Source organism: Streptomyces sp. NBC_00250 (assembly GCF_036192275.1).
GTDB lineage: Bacteria > Actinomycetota > Actinomycetes > Streptomycetales > Streptomycetaceae > Streptomyces.
In genome coordinates this window covers 2,423,478-2,444,505 of the sequence record NZ_CP108088.1, presented here as the reverse complement: position 1 = coordinate 2,444,505, position 21,028 = coordinate 2,423,478, and the positions used below count along the sequence as shown (strand labels likewise).

The following is a 21,028-nucleotide window of genomic DNA, read 5'->3' as shown; positions in this document are numbered from 1 at the left end:
CGCAGTCGCTTCCCCTGTTCCTCCCCCTTGGAGTCTCCCCGCCATGCAGAACACCCCTGTTTCGTCGTTGGTCGGGGAAGAGTACGAGGTCGAGGTCGGTCCGGTGGCCCACGGCGGCCACTGCATCGCCCGCACAGAGGCGGGCCGCGTCCTCTTCGTCCGCCACGCACTGCCCGGCGAGAAGGTCATCGCCCGCGTGACCGAGGGCGAGGAGACCTCCCGCTTCCTGCGCGCGGACGCGGTGTCCGTGCTCGAGGCGTCGAAGGACCGCGTCGAGGCCCCCTGCCCGTTCGCCGGCCCGGGCAAGTGCGGCGGCTGCGACTGGCAGCACGCCAAGCCGGGCGCCCAGCGCCGCCTCAAGGGCGAGGTCATCGCCGAGCAGCTCATGCGGCTCGCCGGCCTCACCCCCGAGGAAGCCGGCTGGGACGGCACCGTCATGCCGGCCGAGGGCGACAAGCTTCCGCAGGGCGAGGTCCCGCAGTGGCGCACCCGCGTCCAGTACACGATCGACGCGGAAGGCCACGCGGGCCTGCGCAAGCACCGCTCGCACGAGGTCGAGGTCGTCGACCACTGCATGATCGCGGCGCAGGGCGTCTCGGAACTCGGCATCGAGAAGCGCACCTGGGAGGGCATGGCCTCGGTCGAGGCCATCGCCGCCTCCGGCTCGGGCGACCGCCAGGTGATCCTGACCCCCAAGCCCGGCGGCCGCCTCCCCCTGGTCGAACTGGACAAGCCGGTCTCCGTCCTCCGCGTCGACGAGAACGACGGCGGCGTCCACCGCGTCCACGGCCGAGCCTTCGTCCGCGAGCGCGCCGACGACCGCACCTACCGCGTCGGCAACGGCGGCTTCTGGCAGGTCCACCCGAAGGCCGCCCAGACCCTCATGCTCGCCGTCATGCAGGGCCTGACCCCCCGCAAGGGCGAAACCGCCCTCGACCTCTACTGCGGCGTCGGCCTCTTCGCGGGCGCCCTCGCCGACCGCGTCGGCGACCAGGGCGCGGTCCTCGGCATCGAGTCCGGCAAGCGCGCCGTCGAAGACGCCCGCCACAACCTGGCCGCCTTCCCGCGCGTCCGCATCGAACAGGGCAAGGTCGAATCGGTCCTCCCGCGCACCGGCATCACCGAAGTGGACCTGATCGTCCTCGACCCCCCGCGCGCCGGCGCCGGCAAGCAAACGGTCAACCACCTCGCCGCCCTCGGCGCCCGCCGCATCGCCTACGTAGCCTGCGACCCGGCAGCCCTGGCCCGAGACATCGCCTACTTCGCGGACCGCGGCTACAAGGTCCGCACGCTGCGGGCGTTCGACCTGTTCCCGATGACGCACCACGTGGAGTGCGTCGCCATCCTGGAGCCGGTGAAGAAGGACGCCTGACCTGCGGATTTGCGGGTGCGCAGTAGGTGCGGTGTGAGCGTTACGGGCGACGTCTTGACGCTGAAATGACGCGCGTGACGCTCACTGACACTCGTTCTGATGGGGCGTCACCTGGCTGATTGTGCAGGTCTGCTGGGTGGGAGGCGCGCTTCCCTAGGGCTGGCTTTCCGGGAACTTGAGGAAAATCATTCGGGTTCCCTCGCCGCTGATTGCTGCGGCAGGCGTGCTGCCGCAGCAATCCGGCGGGCCGAACATCTGGCGCAGTGGGCCCTCACCGGCTCAGCTCCCAGCGGGCTTCCATGCCCCGTCGCGCAGGTGGGCGAGGAAGAGCCCCTTTCTGGTGCTCGCCGGCAGCGGGGTCGCGGTCGTGACGATCGCCTCTCTCCTGGCCGATGCGTGACGCCACTGCCGCAGCATCGCGGACACTGCGGACCCCGCCACTGACAGTCCCCGCTGACCTGCGCGGACGGCGTGCCGTGATCGCTCACCCGCCCGTCAGTCCACCCGCGGCGGGCGTATCACCACCGCACCGGCAGCGTCCGCCTCCCCCGGATCAGCATGCCCGGGAGCCACTCGCCCGGCTCCCCGTCCGCCGCCAGGTCCGGGCAGCGCTCCAGCAGCGTGCGCAGCGCGACCTCGCCCTCCAGGCGGGCGAGAGGGGCGCCCAGGCAGAAGTGGATTCCGTGCCCGAAGGAGAGATTGCTCCGGGCGTCGCTGCGCCGTACGTCGAAGCGTTCCGGGTCGGGGAAGCGCGCCGGGTCGTGGTCCGCGCCGGCCATGGCGATCAGCACGATGGCGCCGCGCGGCACCCGTACACCGCCGATCTCGGTGTCCTCCAGGGCGATGCGCGGCGTGGTGGTCGCCACCGGCCCGTCGTAGCGCAGCGTCTCCTCCACCAGCCCCGCCGCCAGCCCGGCCGGATCGGCCCGTACGGCCGCCAGCTGGTCGGGGTGATCGAAGAGCGCGCGCACCGCGTTGCCGATGGTGTTGACCGTCGTCTCGTGCCCGGCGACGAGCAGCAGGAAGGCCAACGAGATCAGCTCGTCCTCGGTGAGCCGGTCGCCGCCCTCGTCGACCGTGTGGACGAGGGCGCTGAGCAGGTCCTCCCCGGGGCTCTCGCGCTTCGCGGCGATGAGGCCGGCGAGATACGGCATGACATGCTCGTACGCCTCCTTCTCCGCCTCGGGGCTGGTGGGCGCGAGGGTCTCGTTGGACCAGGCGTGGAAGGAGGCGCGGTCCAGGCCCGGGACGCCGAGCAGTTCGGCGATGACGATCATGGGGAGCGGGGAGGCGAAGGCCTCGATGATGTCGGCGCCGCGCGCTCCGTCCGCCGTCATGCCGTCCAGCAGCTCGTCGGTGATCTCCTGGACGCGCTGCCGCATCCCCTCGACCCGCCGGGCCGTGAACTCCTGGGACACCAGCTTCCGTAACCGGGTGTGGTGGGGCGGGTCGCTCATCAGCATGTTGGAGTTGCCGAGCATGTTCAGGGCGTACGGCGGCTCCCAGCCGGGCTGCCGGTAGTCGCGCTGCCAGTCCCGGCTGAGGTGCGGGGAGCCGAAGGCCTCGCGCGCGGCCTCGTACCCGACCACGAGCCATACCACCCCCCTGTCGGGCCCCACCACCTGGTGCACCGGACCGCGCTCGCGCAGCCGGCGGAAGGCGGTGTACGGGTCGGCGGTGAAGTCGGGGCTGAGCGAGGCGAGAACCTCGATCCCGCCGAGGCTGTCGGGCTGGTCTGTTCTGTCGGGTATCGCGGGATCGGCTGCGGATTTCACGGTCTCGGTCACGACGGAATTCCCTTCCCTCAGGCCCGGGTTACCGGCCCCCGCCGGCCACTCCGAGCACGGCCGCTGACTCTAATCCCGCACCTCCACCCACACAACTACCCACTAGCCCCGCATTTACCAAACTGACAAAGAACATCAAAAGAATTCGCTTACCGGAGCCACATATGCGAATGCGTCGGCAACGCGCCTGTGCGGACACGTCAACTCCGTCCCTGTGCTTCGACGTGGGGTTCCGCCGCATCGGCCGCCCTGTCCGCAGGGGGACAGGGCAACTGCGCCGCTCCTGGCCGGATTCAAGCGTCGATAATTTCCTTCTGCACCAATTTTTGCAGACGTGGTCTCGGTTCTGCCGCTGTCAAGGTCATCCATGGGGCTGAACTCTGCCTGGTTTCAAGCCAATTGAAACTCCGTCACACCCTCCGCTCTGAGCGAACGACTTCTCAACTCCCCCTGGATGGGGGCGGAGTGCGTGTTAGCTTCGTTAAGCGGGAGGGGGTGAGTGGAATGCTGCTTCCGGCTCCAATTGGTCGCCGCCGTTGACGAAGGCGTGAGGGCCCTTGCCTGGGATGTGCGGCAGCCGACGGCAGGCGAGGCGGAATGGGCCTTTCCGGCACTGTCCTCGAAGGCTTTGCCGCCGCCGATCCGGCGAACGAAAGCTGGACCGGGCCATTGTCGTGCCAGACGGAAGCCCGTGAGGTCTGACGTCGTCGAGCCCCAGAATGGCGACGTCTATGCCGTCCCGTGTTCGCCGCGTCTCCTCGGGGTCCCAGCGCAACTTGTTCATCATGTCCTGATGCAGTTGCGGGGAAAGTATCCGCAGCCGGTTGCCCGCCCCAGGACCCGGCCCATCTCGTCCAACCGATCGCGGCCGGTGACGAGGTGGAGTCAGGCACCGCTCTCGGTGGCGCTCGACAGCGGGCGCGCGCGGGCACCGGCAGGGCTGGGCGTCGCCGAGGACCCAGGTGCGGCCACGAGTGCCGGGCAGGGCACAGCCGTCGGCGCGGTCAGCGCCGACCGTACCGGCGCTGATCCCCGTTACGCCCATCTGGCGCTCGTTCTGATGGGGAGTCAGGACGGTCGGGGCCATGCGTGCGACACGCGGGAGGGAAGACGCGTCATCGGCGTGCGCGGACGCCCGACGGGCACGGGAGGCGGTAAAGGCTTCTTCCCGCGCCCGTTCACGTCGCCCCTACGGGTTTCAGGACGAATCGGGTGGTCGCATCCCTACGTCGGCCTGAGCGTGCGTGGCAGTCAGGAGTCGAGGGGCGGTGTGAGCCCCGGCTCGAACGTCGAGCGGAGGTAGATGCGCGTCGTGCCCGGGGTGTACTCGTGCGAGAACACCTTCACGCAGTACGCGAGGTGCTCGGTGTCGGGCGAATCCACGTTGTCGGGGCAGAACCCTCCCATCAGCAGCCCGTCGACGAGCGTTTCGGGTTCCGGAAGCTTGAGGTGCGTGAATCCGGCCGCCGGACGGTAGTCCGACGGTTCGGGCTCCAGGTTGCGGATCATGCGGGCACCCTTGGGCGTCAGTGGAGCCAGGTACGCCTTCGCTTCGGGGGTCGGCAGTGTGAAACTGAGCAGCCCCGTGTCGTACCGCTCGCCGACCTTGTATCCGGCCCGCCGGTCCGCGGCGTTGTCGGGGACGCGCAGGCCGATCTGCTCACTCATCCACGCGGGTGTGGCTCCGGTCTCCCAGCAGCACACCTTCTCCTTCCGGGCCGAGTCCGAGTGCCATGCGTCCGCGAGCAGGTAGAACGCGCCGAGTGCCACGACGACGACTCCCACGAGCCCCGCGGCTGCGGCAAGCAGCCGACGCCTCAGGCGTGAGTCACCTGGCCGCATGCTGTTCACGTCACTCACCTGCCCGTACCTGCCCGTCCCTCGCGTGTCTCCCGACCGTTGTCCGTACGGCCTCCCTCGCGGCCCGGCTCGTCGGGTTCTGGCAGCGGACCGTCGTTCGGTGTCGAGGAGCCGAGATCGTAGTGCTTGACGGAGCTGCTTCCTGACATGTCGAACTCCTGCGCGAGGCCTGTTGTGTGCAGTCGTGCCATCTGACCGTCGGGAATGTCCATCACACCGAAGATGTCGACGCCCTTGTTCTCGTCCCAGTTGTAGCGGTCCCAAGCGTTGGCCTGGTAGTCGAGGCCGACCTTGGGGTTGCCGTCGGCATCCGGGACGACCGTGACGACGCCGGTGACGTTCGCCCTCGTGGAGCCGACCGCGTAGAACCAGTTCGGGTTGCTGTCCCGGGTGAAGCTGTAGTCGTTGATGTTGGGCGTCTCCACCGGGATCGACACCGGCTTCCCGCCATTGGCCTTGAACTCGGCGAGAGCCATCTCCCGCCATCCGTCCTGGTACATCCTGATGTGCCCGTCGATGTGCTTCCTGAAGCCGTCGTCGTCGGCCATCATCTTGTCGACGGGCAGGTTCATGGGCGTGCCGTCATTGTCGAGGTAGTGATCCATGTGGCGGCCCGCGTCGACCAAGTCCATCGCGTCCCCGCCTTCCGTGATTCCCCGCATCTTTGCGAGCGTGGCCCACTCCTGGAAGCCCGGCTTCTCCACGTCGTACGGACCCGATCCCTTGTCCGGGGCGATCTGCTTCATGGCCGGGCTGAGCAGCCCGGCCGCAACCAGGTTGTCTTCTTGTTTCGCCCACAGGTCCGCTCTGGCTTCCGGACTCAGGGAACGCCACAGGCGTACCAGCTCAGCACGTTGTTCGTCGTTCGCACCCTTGCCGAGCGACGCGAGCCTGGTCGCGCGGGGCAGCTGGTCCTCGTCGAGCGAGGTGTACTTGGCATGGCCGGCATTGTGCACATCGCCGCCGTGGCTGCGCTTCAGGGCCCGGGTGGCGGCGGCGTCGATCTCAGCGGCATGGGAGAGGAGGCCGGTGAGGGTGTCTGCGTACCACTGCATCAGGTCCTTGGTCCGCTGCGTCGTCCCCTCCGGGGTGCACATCGCCTCCATGACGCGGACGGTGCCGTTGCCGCCGTCCGTCACCAGCAGACCGGGGTCCTTCTCCGAGCCCTTGGCGGCTTCCTCGGTGAGCGCCTTCGCCCGCTTCTGGATGCTGACGAGCTCCGTGTGGGCGTCCGCGAGAACGGCGTGGATGCTGGTGGCCTCGGACTTGAGATCCGTGATCTCCTTCGCGGTACCGGCCACGAACTCCCTGGTGACGTCGGCATCGACGCCTTTCCACCGGGCCTGTTCCGACGTGCGGAGCAAGCCGTCCCTGGCGGCGGTCTCCAGCGCGGCGAGCTTGCCGGCCATGGCCTTCCAGTCACCGACGGCGGTATCGAGCTTGCCGAGGTCCATGCCTATGAGGTCGGTATATGTGAGCGTCATCGGTCCACCGTCCTTCAGCGCACGTACGTGGAGATCTCCGACACCGAGACGGCGGTGCCGTCGCGGTGCCGCAGCGAGTCCTCGATGCGCTTGTCGTTCTCCGCGTACGACCTCTTCGAGTAGTCGAGGTGGTTCGAGATGTGCGCGCACATTTGCAGGACCGTCTTCACCTGTGAATCCCACACGGAGAGTGTGGTCAGCAGCTCATTGCCCATCGTCATGTGCCGCGAGGACAACTCGTCGGCGGCCTGCGCCGTCGCCCCCTCGCCGCTCTTGTCGCCGCCGACGCCCGCGACGTCGGGCTCTTCGCGTAACTGCTCGTGCAACAGATACGCCTCGTGCCCCACGGCGCCCAGGTCGTCCTGTGCGACGACCAGATTCATCGACCCCGAACCCGCACCTCCGGGACCGGCCGAGTTGAGCCGAGTACTCGCCGACTGTCCATCCCGTGACGCGGACACGACCGCGGCCCACTCGTCATCGAATCCCATGACTTCCCCCGCTCTACGTCAATGGAGTGCCGAAAGGCCCATGGTAGGCAGGGTGTTGGCGTCATTGCACATGCTATGAGGTGACCACGCCTGTACGAGGGGGCCCGATGGCCGAATGGGGATGTCGGTTCACATCCGCACAGCACTGGACACCCCTTCCCTTCGGAGTTGTCGTCACCATCCACGCCCGCGCGAAGTCCCGGGCGATGCCGGCCTGCTCGTCCATGAACGCCTTCTTCTGCGCCGCGGTGAGCGAGCGCCACCAGCGGTCGCCCTTCTCGTACGCGTCGCGGACGTGGCGTACGAGGAGAAGAGCAGGACCCTTCGTGGTCCGGAGGCGAGTTCCTCGTCTCCGCCGGATCGGGTGTGCCCTGTCAGACCAGCCCACCATGATGGGTGACGCAAGGGGCATCAAGAGGAGGCCGAGTTGGAGAAGCTGACCGCCACACAGCTCAAGGAGGTGTTCGGGTTGTCGGAGGAGGCTTGGTCGCGTCTCGCGGACGGCATCATCGCGCCCCTCGACGACGGAGCCTTCGCTGATGGCCCGAAGAGATGGTCCGGAGACGCGTTTGCGCGGTGGCTGGCCTCTTCCCACCCTGAACTGGCGGGCTCGGGGCCTCTCCTGCTGCGTCCTGCACCCTTGGTCGAGTCCCGGTATCTGGGGGGCGAGTACCGCGACGCGGACGACGGAACGGACGTCGGTGCCGAGTACTTCGCCGGGCGTTGGGACACCCCGGAGGGTGTCATCGCCATCGTCTTTCCGTGTGACGGCATGCCCGACGCGAGGAGCCTTCTCGACGTGCACACGGACACCGCCGTCCTCGTCGTCGTCGAGCACTTCTACGCCTTCGACGGGCCTCAACTGCAGGCGGTGGACCGAGAGCGGCCCGAGCTCGTGTACCACCCGTGGTGGAGCGACCTGGCCGCGCACGTGGGCGGCCCCGTCCCGTGGTGGCCCAGCGCGTTGCGTCGCCGTGCCCACCTCACCGCATGGGCCCCCGGAGCCGCTCCTGTCCCTGTCGATGTGGCCACCTATCCCTCCTGGGAGCCGCTCTACGAGCTGGCGCGACAGGAACCCGAGGGTTCCCCGGTGCGACGCGCCTGCTTCACGATCGGCCACCGCATCGCGACCAGTGAGGCGGAGCACGCGTCGTGGGAGATGGAGAACCTTCGTTCCTGGTCGCAAGGGCCGGGCGACTCGATGGTGCATCCGGCCGTTCCGAACGTGTCCGACCCCGGAGCCGGAGAACTCACGACGGACGCTGTCGTCGGCGCCGGACTCGCCGAACTCTGCGGGCGCACGGATGACCTGGCCGTGGAGTGCCTGGAGAATGTCAGTGCCTGGAGCAGCGAAGACCTTCCTTACGGTGGCACGTTCCAGGTGACGCGATCGGACGTCACCCGAGTCGCGGCGGAGTGGATCAACCGGCTGCGTGACGTCCCGCCGACCGCTCTGCACCGGGTGTGGGCCGAGACCTACGACACCGTGGGCACCTTCGTCGATCCGGTGACCGGCAGCCCGGTGGTCGCGGTGAAGGGGAGGTTCGCCTTCCGTCGTGTCAGTGAGATCACCTACATAGGCCGGGCGCCCAAGCGCCTGCCCGAGGGGACGGTCCTCAAGGAGGTCATCCTCGACGATCCGATCTGGGTGCGCACCGACGACGGAGTGCTCTACCCGGCTCCTGTCATGGACGCCCCGGGGCTGTCCTGGGGGTACGACGGTTCGGGACCCCTCACGCTCGCCCAGTGCGTAGGGCGGCTCCTCGATGACGGAGGCGCCCACGCGGTCACCTATGGCGACGGTGGGAAGGACGAGCCAGGGCTCGGGGAGTACTTCCGGATCAAGCACAAGCGCGGGACACGTCTGACGCGGCATGACCTCGTCCGTGCCCGCAGCGGCGGATGACCCGGCGCCGCACCCCTTCACGACTTCACGGCTCGTGAGCGCGTCCCGGCCCCCACGCTCCACCCCTTCCGAAAGGCTCTTCGTTCATGTCCCGACGCCGCCCGCGCCCCGCCTGGCAGGTCGCCGACTTCTTCGCTCTGGAGCGGGAGGCGGAGGTGTACCTTGCGGCGATCGATGCCTGCCTGGCCGTGCCGGCCGTCGCACGGCGTCTCGGTGTGCGGCCCCAGGCCACGGCCGAGAACGCCCGTGCGGCCATGCTCACCGAGGCCAACGTCGAACGGGCTGTCGCGCCTTGCCGGGCCACCCAGGAGCGCTTCCGCGTGCTGCTGGAGCGAAGCGAGCGGCAGCGTCGACGGCTCGACTACCTCCGTGACCGCACGCATCCGCTGACTGTGGTCCTCTGCGGAATCACCGTGCTCGCCCTGCTGGTAGTGGTCTTCTCCTCCTGGCCGACAGCCCTCGCCGCAGCGTCGGCTCCGCCGCTGACCGCGGCGGTGATCTGGCGGCACCAGGTGTGGCGCATGCACGTCCTGCTCAACCTGCGGGAGTGGGTTCTGCGTCCGCGCGTCGCCCTGCTGGACAGAAGGACCACGTGGGCGGCAGTCGCCTGGAGCCGGGACCTCCAGGGAAATGGCGTCCGTCCGCTGATCGACCGGGTGGTCGAGGCACTGCTCGGCGAGGACCACGACTCACTGCTCCTCGCGGACAACTTCCACGGCCTGCGCTCGCCGCGCAATCCGCGGTACGTGGTCGAGAGCCTGGCCGCCCGGAGTCTGACCCGCAAGATCGCCCAGCTGGAGAGCGGCGGGACGATCGCGGTCAGCGGCTCCCGGGGCGCGGGCAAGTCGACCCTCCTGGAGACCTGCGCAGGCGAGGCCGGCTTCGCGGTCGTCGTGCAGGCCCCGGCCACCTACTCGCCACACGACTTCCTGCTGTCCCTCTACGTTCGAACCTGCGAGAGCTATCTCGCACACATGGGTCACGAGGCCCCCGCGTTCCTCCGGCTCTCGCCTTTCCGTAGAGCGGCGCGCCGACTGTTGCCGGCCATGTGGAGGGGGCTCACGGTGCTGGCCTTCGGGCTGGCGGCGGGCTCACTTGTCGTGCTTGGTCTGGCCGCAGTCGTGCGTTCCCTCATGGTCCGGCAGTGGCCGACCGTGCGCGCTTGGGCGAGGGACATCTGGAGCCAGGCGCTGGATGTGGTGTTCGACATCTGGGAGGGCGAGCGGATCGGCGCGGCGGTCCTCGTCGTGGTCGCCGGCGTCCTGTTGTGGAGCCTGCGGCGGTGGAAGCGGTGGCGAGCCGTTCGCCGAGGCGCCCGGGTCACCCTCGTCTTCGCGGGGGCGGGGCTGGTCGTCGCCGCCTTCGGCTCGCTGTTCGGCGATGACGACGTGCGCACCCTCCTGGGAGAGGCCGTCGGCAAGGCCGATGGAAGGGGCTTGCTCCTGCTGCTCGTCCCGCTCGTCGGCCTTCTCAACGTTCTCACCGAACGGCCGTGGGAGATCCGTGGGCGCGTCCTCCTCACCCAGCGCCGGCGGCGCCTGGCCGGATGGGCCCTCTTCCTCGCAGGTGTCGCGCTGCTCTTCACCGTGCCCCTGACACAGGCTCTGGCGGCCGACCGCGAGAACCCGCTTCGCCTCGCCGTCGCTCTCACGGGCCTGGTGCTGATCAAGATGGCCACGTGGAGCCCGGCGAGCCCGATCCCGCCGCTCGTCACCGCCTGCCGCGACGAGCTGTATCGGCTGCAGACCGTGCAGACGGCCTCCTCCGCCGTGACGGCCGGACCGCCACAACTGCTCACCGCGCAGACGACGTCGCTGTCGACCATGCCGCCGAACTTCCCGGAGCTGGTCTCCGACTTCCGTGCACTGCTGACGGAGATCGCCGCCGAGCAGCACCGGCTGGAGCAGCGGGTCGTGATCGCGATCGACGAGGTGGACCGCCTGGGCTCCGACACCGCGGCGCTCGCCTTTCTCGGCGAGATCAAGGCCATCCTCGGCGTGCCCCATGTCCACTACCTGATCTCGGTCGCCGAGGACGTCGGCGCGTCCTTCGTGCGTCGTGGGCTACCCCATCGTGGGGTCACCGACAGCTCGCTGGACGACATCGTGCACGTTCTGCCCTGCACGCTGGAGGAGTCCAAGGAGATTCTGGAGCGTCGGGCGTCCGGTCTCTCCGAGCCCTACAAGGCACTCACGCACGCCCTCTCGGGCGGCGTACCCAGGGACCTCATCCGCTACGGCCTGCGTCTGGACGAGATCGAGGCCAAGACACGGTTCGTCGAGCTCACCGACATCGCGGGGCAGTTGATCCTCGAGGAGCTCAGCGACACGCTCGCCGGGTTCCGTACCCTCCTGGGCAAGCAGCGGTGGACGGCGCGGACCGGCACGATCCTCGTCGCCTTCCGGAACGCGATGGACCATCTGCGTCCGGCCTGTCCCTGTGGCTCGGCCGAGCTCCGGTGGGCCCTCGAACACGTGGCCTTCCACGACCTCCGCCGGCATCTGGGCGAGGAGGCGGCCGCAGAGGTCTCGGACGAGGCCCGGGAACTCCTCGACGAAGCGTCGGCCTACGCCTTGTTCTCCCTGACCCTGCTCGACGTCTTCGGCAGGGGGGACTTCGCCCGCCGCCGGGATGAGGCAGCGGCCCGCGGCCCCGCCGGGGCTCTGGAGCTGCTCGGCCGCGCCCGTCAGGAGCTGGAGGTGTCCCCTTACAGCGCACGGCACTTGATCGGATCGATCCGTACGGCGTGGCGGCTGCCGGAGGGGCCGACCGCCGGCCCCTCGGCCACGATTCCGGCGCCCCGCGGCGCCGACTGCCCGCGCCATCCGAGGGTGTCGGCCTGATGCTGTCCGCACAGCGTCGTTCGGCTGCCCGTGTTGCTGGTGGAGAGTCAGGAGAATGTGGCGGATCGGAAGGTGGTGCGGACTTCTGTCAGCGGTTCACGGTCACTGGTGACGACATCGCCTGTCCGCACACGTCGCACTTCACGAGAGACTCGGCGACGAAGCGCGGTTGAGGTCGCGCCAGTCCCGTGGAGTGAGGCCGTACTCCTGCTTGAACACCTTGCTGAAGTGAGTCGCGTCCACGAAGCCCCAACCACGCCCGATCGCGGCGATCGTTCGGTGCCGGGCGTTCGGCGCGGCCAGTTCCCGATGGCAGCCTGCCAGACGCTGGGAGCGGATCCAGTCGCCCAAGGTGATACCCGACCGGGCGAGCAGCGTGTAGAGGTGCCGGACCGAGACGCCGTGGACGGACGCGATGCGCGTAGCCGACAGGTCGCGATCACGTAAGTGCTCCCGCATGTATCTCATGATGCGAAGGTTCAGTGTCGTCTCCATCGATTCCCGGGCCAGCTGCGAGTCGCCGAGCCGGGAGGCGACGGCCGCGCGGATCAGTTCGACGCTCGGCTCAGTGATCACCTGGGCGTGACGTTCGTGGCGGAGTCCGTCCGTGACGGCCAACTGGGAGAAGTACGCGAAGGTAAGGGCGACCACGGGGTTGTCGGCGCCGAACGTGACCGCGGTCATCTCTCGTAGCGACCGCTCGGGTAGCGCGAGCGCGCTGCGGGGAAAGCGCAGAAAGTGATGGTCGACACCGGCCTCGAAGGAGAGCGCGTACGGAACGGATGTGTCGTAGAGGGCGAACTCTCCCGCTCTCAGTACTGCCTGCCGGTCGTTCTGTTGGACCAGACTGGTTCCCGTTGCCTGGAGGCCGAGAAAGACGTACGGCTCGGTGTCCTCGCGCGCCAGCTGTTGCGTCCGCCGTATTGTCAGGCTGGTTGCCTCTCCTGAACAGATGACGATGCAACCGACCGTATTGAGACTGACCTTGACCGAGATATCCTGCGGCGGATGATGGTGGTCGATGTCGATTTTCACGACCGACTCCCAGATGGCATGCCGGACCGCTTCCGCTCGCTCCTGTGGGGAAAGAGGAGCGGTGTCCAGGGTCGCACTCACCTAGCGGACCATCCTCTTCTTCAGCCGGGCTGTGCGCCGCAGGTGGCCGACACCCGCGACCTTCGCCCCGGACCGTGCTGCTCGCCCACCGAGTCATCCTCCCCCGCGTAGCCCTGCGACCAGAGTGCCAGGGCCGGGCAGGGCGGGCAACAGGGCCCGGTGAGGCCAAGTTCCCTGGACCCAGGGCTTGTTGGTCAGGGTGTGGGTGACGGGCGGCGGGGCCTGGTCCCGACGTGGAGCGCCTGTGCACAGCTGACCAACTTCTCTGCAGGCACAGCACAGTCGGCGTGACTCGGGGGACCTAGTTTGAAGAGGAAGCAACCGCGGAGAGCCGCGGAGCCGCTTCTCAAGGAACCGCGTTCGATGTGCACCTCGGCGTGATCCGGAGCGTGATCCACGAAATTCTCCACCAGCACTCGGATGCGCGATCTCGTTCGCCGCTCGGAGTCAGTCCTGAAGGAGAGAGATGAAGAGAAGTATCAAGGCTGTCACCACATCGCTGATCGCAAGCGGTGTGCTGCTGATGGCGCTGCCCGCAGCAGCATCCGCAGCCGAGATCCCGTCGTATCCCGGAAAGGCTCAGGCGGCCGCCGGATACAACGGTGCCTGCGGCAGCGGGTACACGGTGATCGACAGCCTACGGCTGGAGTCGGGCGCCAACGTCTTCCTGACCTATTCGGCCAGTGGCTACAACTGTGTCGTGACAGTCGCCGAATACCCCGGGTCTCCCAGGCCCATGTCAGCGTGGATCCAGCGGACCGACGACGAAGCCTCCCGTGACTCCGACAGTGCCGAATACACCGCCTACGCCGGCCCGGTCTACGTCTACGCCAAGGGAAGCTGTGTCGACTGGGGAGGCTCGTACGCATACGGGAAGTACCAGCAATACGGCGCGCACTGCGATTGATGTCGTACCGCGGCACTTTCCGATTCTCCGTGTCCCCGGGCATTCCGGCCCGGGCCACCCGCCTCACTCGCTCGACCGATCGAACGAAGGAGCCTCTGTGAGGAAGATCCGGTCACTCTGTCTCCGCGCGGGAGTCATCCTGTCCGTAGCGGCGGGCCCGTTCGTCCTTCCGGCCGCGGCCGAAGCTGCCCCGGTCAACGGGACCTACAACGGATCGTGCGGGTCCGGATACGGCGTGGTCGATTCCCTCGACATCAGCGGTTACGGACGCGCGTTTCTGACCTGGAACAAGTCCAATGGCCACAACTGCGTCGTCACGCAGAGGTACGGGGCGAACGACGGTCCCGTCGAGCTCTACTTCATGACGGCCTGGATCCAGCGGACCGCGGACGGCTTCGAGGAGGAGGACAAGGGTCTGTACCGCCACTACGCCGGTCCGGTCTACGCGGACGGGCGGGCCACCTGTATCGACTGGGGCGGCTATGTGGACGACGCACCCACCGGGTCGTACCAGTTCGAGTCGCACTGCGGTTAGCAGGCGGAACGGGGAACGTTCATGAGCGTCGACGCATGCGGCTCCCGGCGGCTCCGGGGTCTCCGGATCTCCGCTTCCATGGTCACCGCAGGGGCGATGACGGCAGGACTGATGGTCCTTGCCGCTCCCGCCGCCGAGGCAGCCGGGTACGGGCTCTGCGGGAGCGGCCACAAGCTCATCGATTCCGCACCGATCGGGAACCTCGGAACGGCATACCTGACCTGGAACGCGGAATCGGGCCGGAACTGCCTGGTCGTCGTGCGCGGCGATCCGGGCGCCCCTCTGCGGATGAGTGCGGTGATCGGGCGGGACGACGGCGTCCAGGACTCCGACTCCGGCTCCTACAGCTCATACGCGGGCCCGGTCTACGTGGACGGCCGCGGCAGCTGCATCGACTGGGGCGGTGTGATCCACGACCAGGAGATCAACCGCTGGCACTCTCACTGCGGCTAGGCCGTGTCCGGAACGTCCCGCCCGTTCCGGAGCCTCCCGGTGAGACGCGCACTTCACCTGACGAGAAAGGGAGAGATCTGATGATCGGCACTCGCAGAAGGATCGGCACGCTCGCAGGCGGCCTCGCTGTCGCGTTGGCCGCCGTGGCGCTGACTCCGGGAGTGGCCAACGCGGCCTCCAACCCCTACAACGGAATCTGTGGCGCCAACTACACCGTCATCGACCATCTCAAGATGACCAGCGGTGGAACGCACCTGGGGGACGCCTACCTCACCTACAACTCCTCCAACGGCTACAACTGTTCGATCATGCAGATCGTGCCAGGGTCGGGAACCATCTTCGCGGAGACCACCCTCCAGCTCACCGGTGGCGGCGACGGGGACTCGGATTCCGGCTATTTCTCCTCGTATGCGGGGCCCGTCTACCTTTCCGCGAAGAACAGGTGCATCGACTGGATAGGCAGCATCGGGGGAAACAGCTCCGAGAGGCTCGCGAGTCACTTCATCGGCAACTCCCACTGCGGGTGACCTTCGTACGATCCGACCCCGGGTGCTGTTCGCAGCACCCGGGTAGCCGAGGGGGCGTCGAGGACATCCTCCGCCTCCTCGACGACGTCGGCATGGCAGGCCGGGGAGACGGTCGGGACGATGAGGCCGAGCGCATGAGCTACTGCCGGCGGCGAGCGAGCGTCCGACGAGGCGGGGGGACGTGGCCGGGTCCGGCGAGGGCGGGCGCGCGCCCGGGTCTCCGTGGCGGGCCGTACGGCGACCCGGCCGGACAGCACGTCGGAGACGGTCTGCTCGGTGGCGCCCGTGCGCTCCGCCCCGTCCAGCGTCGGCGCCGTGAATGTCTCGATCGTGCCGGTCGAGAGGGTGGCGTGCATGGCCGCCACGGGGAGCGACGGCCGACGTGCTCCGCTCGGTGATCGCCTGCGTCGGCTCGTGACGGAAAGTCCAAGCGCCGTGGCGATTCATCCCTAGGCGTCATGACGCGGGTGCGAGCAGTCTGAGTGCCGCCAAGCACATCCTTACCGACGGGTGGACAGCGGATGAAGGTCCTGCCTCGTGCCGCCCCCAATAAGCGCCACCGCGCCGAACAGCGGTCCGCTGAAGCCTCGAAGTGCTCGGAAGGTCAGCGGCGGTCGAGACCCGATCTGCCGCTGACGATCCCGACTCATCGCGTGGCGGACCGGGGCACCGGGCTCGTGACAGTGGTCGCCCGACCGGTCGGCCGGCACAGAGCCACCCGGCAGGGATCCGGTCCGCGTTCCGCACCGCCCGGGGCGGGTCTGTTCAGCCGCTGATGGGGAGCCGGCCGCACGGGCCGTGGCGCCGTCGCCCGAGCACGACCGCCGTCCCCCGGACGCCGGACCATCCACGGAGCCGTCCCCTCTCGGCTCCTCCGACCAAGGAGAACCATGCGCACTCCTCGAAGCAGACTCGCCGGGGCGCTCGTCGCCGCCGCGCTGGTCGCGGCCGGCGGCGGCACGCTGGCGACGACCACGGCCTCCGCGGCACCGGACGCCGCCACCTACACCGTCACCATCGGCGCCAAGGGCTCCTGGACGCACCCCGATGACACGCCCGCCGGCACGTACATCGACAAGGACGGCACCTTCTACTTCCAGCAGGCCCACGCGCTGTACGGCGCGAGCGATCCCCGTAAGTGGACCTTCTTCACCGGAACGAACCTCGACACCGCCACCCGGTCCGGCGCCATCAGCGACGCGGTGAACCCGGCGAACTCCAACGACCGCAACAACGACACCACATGGCGCTGCAACAACAGCCCGACAGGTGTGGAGTCCACCCAGGCGCCCTCCACGGCTTCCTACGCGCACCGCAACTACTGCGACCTCGCCGGTGTCTGGGTCGACCCGGACACCGGCGACTGGTACGGCCTCGTGCACAACGAGTTCACCCCGCAGCCCTTCGGTGACGGCCTCCACTACGACGGCATCGACTACGCCGTGTCCAAGGACCAGGGACGTACGTGGGCCATCAAGGACCACGTCATCACCTCGCAGTACAGCACCGAGCGCGGCGACACCGCTGCCTTCCCGCAGCAGACCTACCACTACGGCACCGGTGACCAGCGCCTGTTCGTCGACACGGCGTCCGGCTACTTCTACGCCTTCTACGGCTCCCGGATCGTGAACAAGGGCGGCGGCTGGGCCGCGTTCTACGGGCACGTCGCCCGAGCTCCGATCTCATCGAAGATGGCGCCCGGTTCCTGGCAGAAGTGGTACAACGGCGCCTGGTCCCAGCCAGGCGTCGGAGGCCGCGAGAGCAACATGGTCCCGGTCGGCCCCGGCAGCACGACGGGCTACACCCCGCCGTCGAAGGAGTACAACCCCGCCAACAGCGGTGACGTGAACCAGCAGGTGGCAGCCGGTCTGATGCCTCCGACGTCCCCGATGTTCGTCATGGACATCACCTACAACGCCCATCTCGGCCTGTACATCGGCCAGCCCCAGGGGGTCGACCAGAGCGGCAACGCCTCCCAGGAGATCTACGCCACCGACAACCTGGCCACGCAGAAGTGGTTCCGCCTGGGTGACACCGGCAGCTACCGGAACGCGTCCTGGTACCGCTGGTTCCTCGACAGCTCGAACAAGACCAGCTCCGGGATCGTCGGCAAGGACTTCCGCTCGTACTGCTCCTTCGGCTGCTCCAACGGAGCGAGCAGCGAGTACGTCAACCTGACGATCGGCACCACCCAGCCCGCGACCCCGGTCGACACCTCCCAGGCGTACCGCATCGCCGGCGCCGGCGGCCGCGTCCTGGCCCAGGTCTCCGGCAGTTCGGCCACCACCTCGCTTGCCGCCGCCACCGGCTCCGGCCTGGAGTCGTGGATCTTCACCTCGAACGGCGACGGCTCGTACCGCATCGCCAACTCCGCCTCCGGCCGGCTCCTCGGCGTGGGCTCCACCTCCACCGCCACCCGGGCCTGGGGCACCAAGCCCACCGTCACGGACGCCGCACCCAGCGGTCCCACCGTCGGACAGCAGTGGTTCGTCCTCCGTGGCACCTCGCCGACCGACGGCTCCGCCACCGGCACGTACAAGATCGTCAATCGCTACAGCGGCCTCGTCATCGGCCTCTCCGCCGACTCCGGTCGCCTCGCCGAGACCACGCCCACCCGTAGCTGGAACAACACCACCGGCAACGCGGTCGGCGGCACCCGGACGGCCGGTGAGCAGGTCCTGACCCTGACGCCCACCGCCCAGGTCCCCGAGACGGTGACGGTCGGCAATCCGGGCAACCGGACGGCCACCCTCAACAAGGCCGTCTCCCTCCAGCTTGTAGCGACCGACTCCGCCGGAAAGCCCCTGACCTTCACTGCCACCGGCCTTCCCGCCGGTCTGAGCATCAGCACCGGCGGACTGGTCACCGGCACCCCCACCGCGGCGGGCGTCTCCACGGTCACCGTCACCGCGTCCTCCGGCAGCGCCGGCGGCACGACCACGTTCACCTGGACGGTCTCGGCCCCTCTCGACGGAGTCCACACCCTCACCGCCGCGGGCAAGGCGCTCGACAATCCCGACCACGGCACCACCGCCGGTACGCAGCTCATCACCTGGGCACCGACCGGTGGCCTCAACCAGAACTGGCGCTTCACCCAGCAGGCCGACGGCTCCTACGAACTCAAGAACAGTCAGTCCGGGATGTGCGCCGACGTCGAGGGCGGCTCCACCAGCGCCGGCGCGAAGATCATCCAGTGGACCTGCACCCAGGGCGCCAACCAGCGCTGGAACATCGTCCGTCAGGCCGGCGGCACGTACACCGTGGCTTCCGCGGGAAGCGGACTGCTCGTGACCACGGCCTCCTCCGCCGACGGGTCCCTCGTCACCCAGCAGCCCGACACGGGCTCGACGCGCCAGCAGTGGACCATCAACTGATGCCGCCGCGGCCGTAACCGGCCTGCCGGGTCCCTGCGCAGCACGCAGGGGCCCGGCAGGCTCTCGAAGGCCGGGCCCGCCCCGCCCGGTGTGCCGCCTGCTTCCTTCGCGCCCGTCCCCGGCCTCAGTCGCCGGAGGCGGGCGTTCGGCGGTTGGGGCGGGCGCGGACGTGCATGCGCTCGCCCTGGCGGCCGAAGAGGCTCAGTACTTCGACCGGGCCCTGCCCCGTGCTGCCGAACCAGTGCGGTAGTCGTGTGTCGAACTCCGCCACTTCGCCCGGGTCGAGGACGATGTCGTGGTCGGCGAGCACGATCCGGAGCCGCCCGGAGAGCACGTACAGCCACTCGTATCCCTCATGGGTGCACAGTTCCGGGGTGTCGCGGCTCGCCGGCAGCACCATCTTGTAGCTCTGCAGCGGGCCGGGCTGTCGGGTCAGCGGCAGCACGGTGTTGCCGTTCACCGCGTGCGGTTTGAGCCGGACCCTCGGGTCGCCCACATCGGGGGCGCCGACCAGTTCGTCGATCGGTACCTGGTGGGCCTGCGCGATGGGCAGCAGCAGCTCCAGGCTGGGGCGGCGCCGGCCGGCCTCCAGGCGGGAGAGGGTGCTCTTGGAGATGCCGGTGACCTCCGACAGTGCGGCGAGGGTGACACCGCGAGCGGTGCGCAGCCGCTTGAGCCGGGGGCCTACGGCGGACAGGGCCTGGGCGATGGACGAGGGCTGCTCCACACCGTCATTACATGCAGTCGCGGTGGAGTGTGCAACGAGAGGCGCTGTTTTCGGACTCGTCAGGGTCATGACGCCGGGTCAGTCGTCCGTCGGTCCGGGGATCGGCTTAGCCCGGTTGCGGGTCATCGTCCGGTCGGCCAGGACTGCCGGGACGGTGAGGACGGCCAGGGCCGCGCCCAGCCAGGGGATCGACGTGAGGCCGGCACCGGCGCCGAGCGCGACGCCCGCGAGGACGGGGACCACGCTGATGCCGAGCTGGAACATGGAGACGGCGGTGGCCCCGGCGAGCGTGGGCGCGCCTGCCGCCACGGTGAACACCCGTCCGTAGACGGCCGGGTTGAGGACGAAGCCCGCGACGCCCAGGACCAGGACCAGAGGGACGACGGCCAGGGCGTGATCTGCCAGGAGTGCGAGCAGCACGGAGCAGACCAGGATCCCGCCGGCCCCGATGAGGAGGGCGTGGTGGGGGCGCCCGTCGGCGATCCGGCCCCCGACGGAAAGGCCGATGAAGGCCCCGACGCCGAAGAGGACGAGGATGCCGGGCACCCACACGGAGTCGATGCCCGTGATGTCCGTGAGGAAGGCCGCGAGGTAGTTGTACGAGATCATGTACGCGGCGGTGCTGAGCAGCGTCGCGGCGTACACCACCCACAGCTGCGGCTGCCGCATCGTCCGCAACTCGCGCTTCACGCTGGGCTCTTGAGCCGCCTTGGTGGCGGGAACGGCGACGGTCGTGGCGATCGCGCTCAGCGCGGTGAGCGCGACCACCGCCCAGAAGCCGCCCTTCCAGCCGGTGAAGTGGCTGAGGAAGGCACCCGCCGGACCGCCGGCGACCATGGCGATGCTGAGACCGCTGACCACCACGCCGGAGGCCCGGGCGGTGCGGTCGGGTGGGACGAGGGAGATCGCGGTGACCGCGGCGACCGCCCAGAACCCGGCGTACGCCAGGCCGATCAGGAAGCGGGTGACGAGCAGCACGGTGAAGTCGTCGGTCAGCAGGCCGACGGCCACCCCCGCGGCGAACACGGCCTGCGAGATCACCAGGGTCGTGCGGCGCGGCCAGCGCAGGGTCAGCACCGCGAGCGGCGGACCGCCGATCACCACGCCGATGGCGAAGGCCGAGATGAGGGCGCCCGCGGAGGACAGCGAGATGTCGAGGTCGTCGGCGATGTCCGGGAGGACACCGGCGAGCAGGAACTCGGCGCTCCCCATCGCGAACAGGCTGAACGCGAGCAGGTAGACGGGGAGCGGTAGCCTCCCGCCGCCCTTGGGCGCGGTGGCATCCGGTGGTGCGGTGGTCTCCTGCGGTTCGGTCGGCTCGATCGGTTCCGTCCGGACGCTCATCGGAGGCCACCTCCCGCCCGCCGTGTGTGGTGCGCGACGGGTCGCGCGGTGACGCTTCGCACTGGCCCAGGGGTGGTCGAACGCATGGGCGGGCTCCTCGTTCTCGCGGTCGGGCATACGGATCAGGGCGGATGCGCGCCGATATGCCGGCCTCGTCGGTCTGCCGGATCGTGGTGATCACCGGTGCCCTCATGCTCGAACCGGGCGTCCCGTGGGGACAACATTTGTTGCCGAAACCGGGACGCGGAAGGCAGGACGCAGGGTGCGGGACGTGGGACGCGGCACCCAGGGCGCTGGGCGCG

16 protein-coding genes are annotated in these 21,028 nt (G+C 69.0%); 8 read left to right on the top strand and 8 right to left on the bottom strand.

Features of this window, described 5'->3' with window-relative positions; all coding sequences use genetic code 11:
* Positions 1-43: 43 nt before the first annotated feature.
* Positions 44-1,372: a class I SAM-dependent RNA methyltransferase gene (locus tag OG259_RS10960; protein ID WP_328942112.1), complete on the top strand. Its 1,329-nt coding sequence runs from the start codon at positions 44-46 to the stop codon at positions 1,370-1,372.
* Between the two features lie 518 nt (positions 1,373-1,890).
* Here OG259_RS10960 and OG259_RS10955 read toward each other — a convergent pair.
* From OG259_RS10955 to OG259_RS10940, 4 genes are all read right to left on the bottom strand, one after another.
* Positions 1,891-3,159 carry a cytochrome P450 family protein gene (locus tag OG259_RS10955; protein WP_328942111.1) on the bottom strand — a complete coding sequence of 423 codons (1,269 nt, stop codon included), beginning with the start codon at positions 3,157-3,159 and terminating at the stop codon, positions 1,891-1,893.
* Positions 3,160-4,410: 1,251 nt separating this feature from the next.
* Positions 4,411-4,929, bottom strand: coding sequence for a hypothetical protein (locus OG259_RS10950; RefSeq protein WP_328942110.1), 519 nt, complete (start codon positions 4,927-4,929; stop codon positions 4,411-4,413).
* An 86-nt stretch (positions 4,930-5,015) separates the two neighbouring features.
* A complete protein-coding gene (locus tag OG259_RS10945; RefSeq protein ID WP_328942109.1) occupies positions 5,016-6,503 on the bottom strand; it encodes a hypothetical protein in 1,488 nt (495 codons plus the stop codon).
* Positions 6,504-6,517: 14 nt separating this feature from the next.
* Positions 6,518-6,886 carry a hypothetical protein gene (locus OG259_RS10940; protein ID WP_328942108.1) on the bottom strand — a complete coding sequence of 123 codons (369 nt, stop codon included), beginning with the start codon at positions 6,884-6,886 and terminating at the stop codon, positions 6,518-6,520.
* 748 nt (positions 6,887-7,634) lie between these two features.
* Between OG259_RS10940 and OG259_RS10930 the strand changes: the two genes are divergently transcribed.
* The gene (locus OG259_RS10930; protein ID WP_328947332.1) at positions 7,635-8,900 is read left to right on the top strand and encodes a hypothetical protein; all 1,266 of its coding nucleotides are present in this window, start codon (positions 7,635-7,637) and stop codon (positions 8,898-8,900) included.
* An 86-nt stretch (positions 8,901-8,986) separates the two neighbouring features.
* Positions 8,987-11,743 carry a P-loop NTPase fold protein gene (locus OG259_RS10925; protein ID WP_328942107.1) on the top strand — a complete coding sequence of 919 codons (2,757 nt, stop codon included), beginning with the start codon at positions 8,987-8,989 and terminating at the stop codon, positions 11,741-11,743.
* Positions 11,744-11,884: 141 nt separating this feature from the next.
* Here OG259_RS10925 and OG259_RS10920 read toward each other — a convergent pair whose 3' ends face one another.
* Positions 11,885-12,859, bottom strand: a complete 975-nt coding sequence (locus OG259_RS10920; RefSeq protein ID WP_328942106.1) for a helix-turn-helix domain-containing protein — start codon at positions 12,857-12,859, stop codon at positions 11,885-11,887.
* Positions 12,860-13,325: 466 nt separating this feature from the next.
* Here OG259_RS10920 and OG259_RS10915 point away from each other — a divergent pair, with 466 nt between their 5' ends.
* The 4 genes from OG259_RS10915 (at position 13,326) to OG259_RS10900 (ending at position 15,281) form a co-directional block, all read left to right on the top strand.
* Positions 13,326-13,766 carry a spore-associated protein A gene (locus tag OG259_RS10915; RefSeq protein WP_328942105.1) on the top strand — a complete coding sequence of 147 codons (441 nt, stop codon included), beginning with the start codon at positions 13,326-13,328 and terminating at the stop codon, positions 13,764-13,766.
* 97 nt (positions 13,767-13,863) lie between these two features.
* Positions 13,864-14,301, top strand: coding sequence for a spore-associated protein A (locus OG259_RS10910; RefSeq protein ID WP_328942104.1), 438 nt, complete (start codon positions 13,864-13,866; stop codon positions 14,299-14,301).
* 21 nt (positions 14,302-14,322) lie between these two features.
* The gene (locus tag OG259_RS10905; protein WP_328942103.1) at positions 14,323-14,754 is read left to right on the top strand and encodes a spore-associated protein A; all 432 of its coding nucleotides are present in this window, start codon (positions 14,323-14,325) and stop codon (positions 14,752-14,754) included.
* A gap of 80 nt (positions 14,755-14,834) precedes the next feature.
* Positions 14,835-15,281 carry a spore-associated protein A gene (locus OG259_RS10900; RefSeq protein ID WP_266897762.1) on the top strand — a complete coding sequence of 149 codons (447 nt, stop codon included), beginning with the start codon at positions 14,835-14,837 and terminating at the stop codon, positions 15,279-15,281.
* On the opposite strand, the gene OG259_RS10895 is transcribed toward OG259_RS10900, so the two are convergent.
* Positions 15,251-15,637, bottom strand: a complete 387-nt coding sequence (locus tag OG259_RS10895) for a hypothetical protein (RefSeq protein WP_328942102.1) — start codon at positions 15,635-15,637, stop codon at positions 15,251-15,253. The two genes, OG259_RS10900 and OG259_RS10895, sit on opposite strands and share 31 nt — an antisense overlap.
* A 534-nt stretch (positions 15,638-16,171) precedes the next feature.
* Here OG259_RS10895 and OG259_RS10890 point away from each other — a divergent pair.
* Positions 16,172-18,655, top strand: a complete 2,484-nt coding sequence (locus tag OG259_RS10890; protein ID WP_328942101.1) for an RICIN domain-containing protein — start codon at positions 16,172-16,174, stop codon at positions 18,653-18,655.
* A gap of 124 nt (positions 18,656-18,779) precedes the next feature.
* Here the strand turns inward: OG259_RS10890 and OG259_RS10885 are convergent, their stop codons facing one another.
* Both OG259_RS10885 and OG259_RS10880 read right to left on the bottom strand, forming a co-directional pair.
* The gene (locus OG259_RS10885; protein ID WP_328942100.1) at positions 18,780-19,382 is read right to left on the bottom strand and encodes a helix-turn-helix domain-containing protein; all 603 of its coding nucleotides are present in this window, start codon (positions 19,380-19,382) and stop codon (positions 18,780-18,782) included.
* 78 nt (positions 19,383-19,460) lie between these two features.
* Positions 19,461-20,726: a Cmx/CmrA family chloramphenicol efflux MFS transporter gene (locus OG259_RS10880; RefSeq protein WP_328942099.1), complete on the bottom strand. Its 1,266-nt coding sequence runs from the start codon at positions 20,724-20,726 to the stop codon at positions 19,461-19,463.
* Between the last annotated feature and the right edge of the window lie 302 nt (positions 20,727-21,028).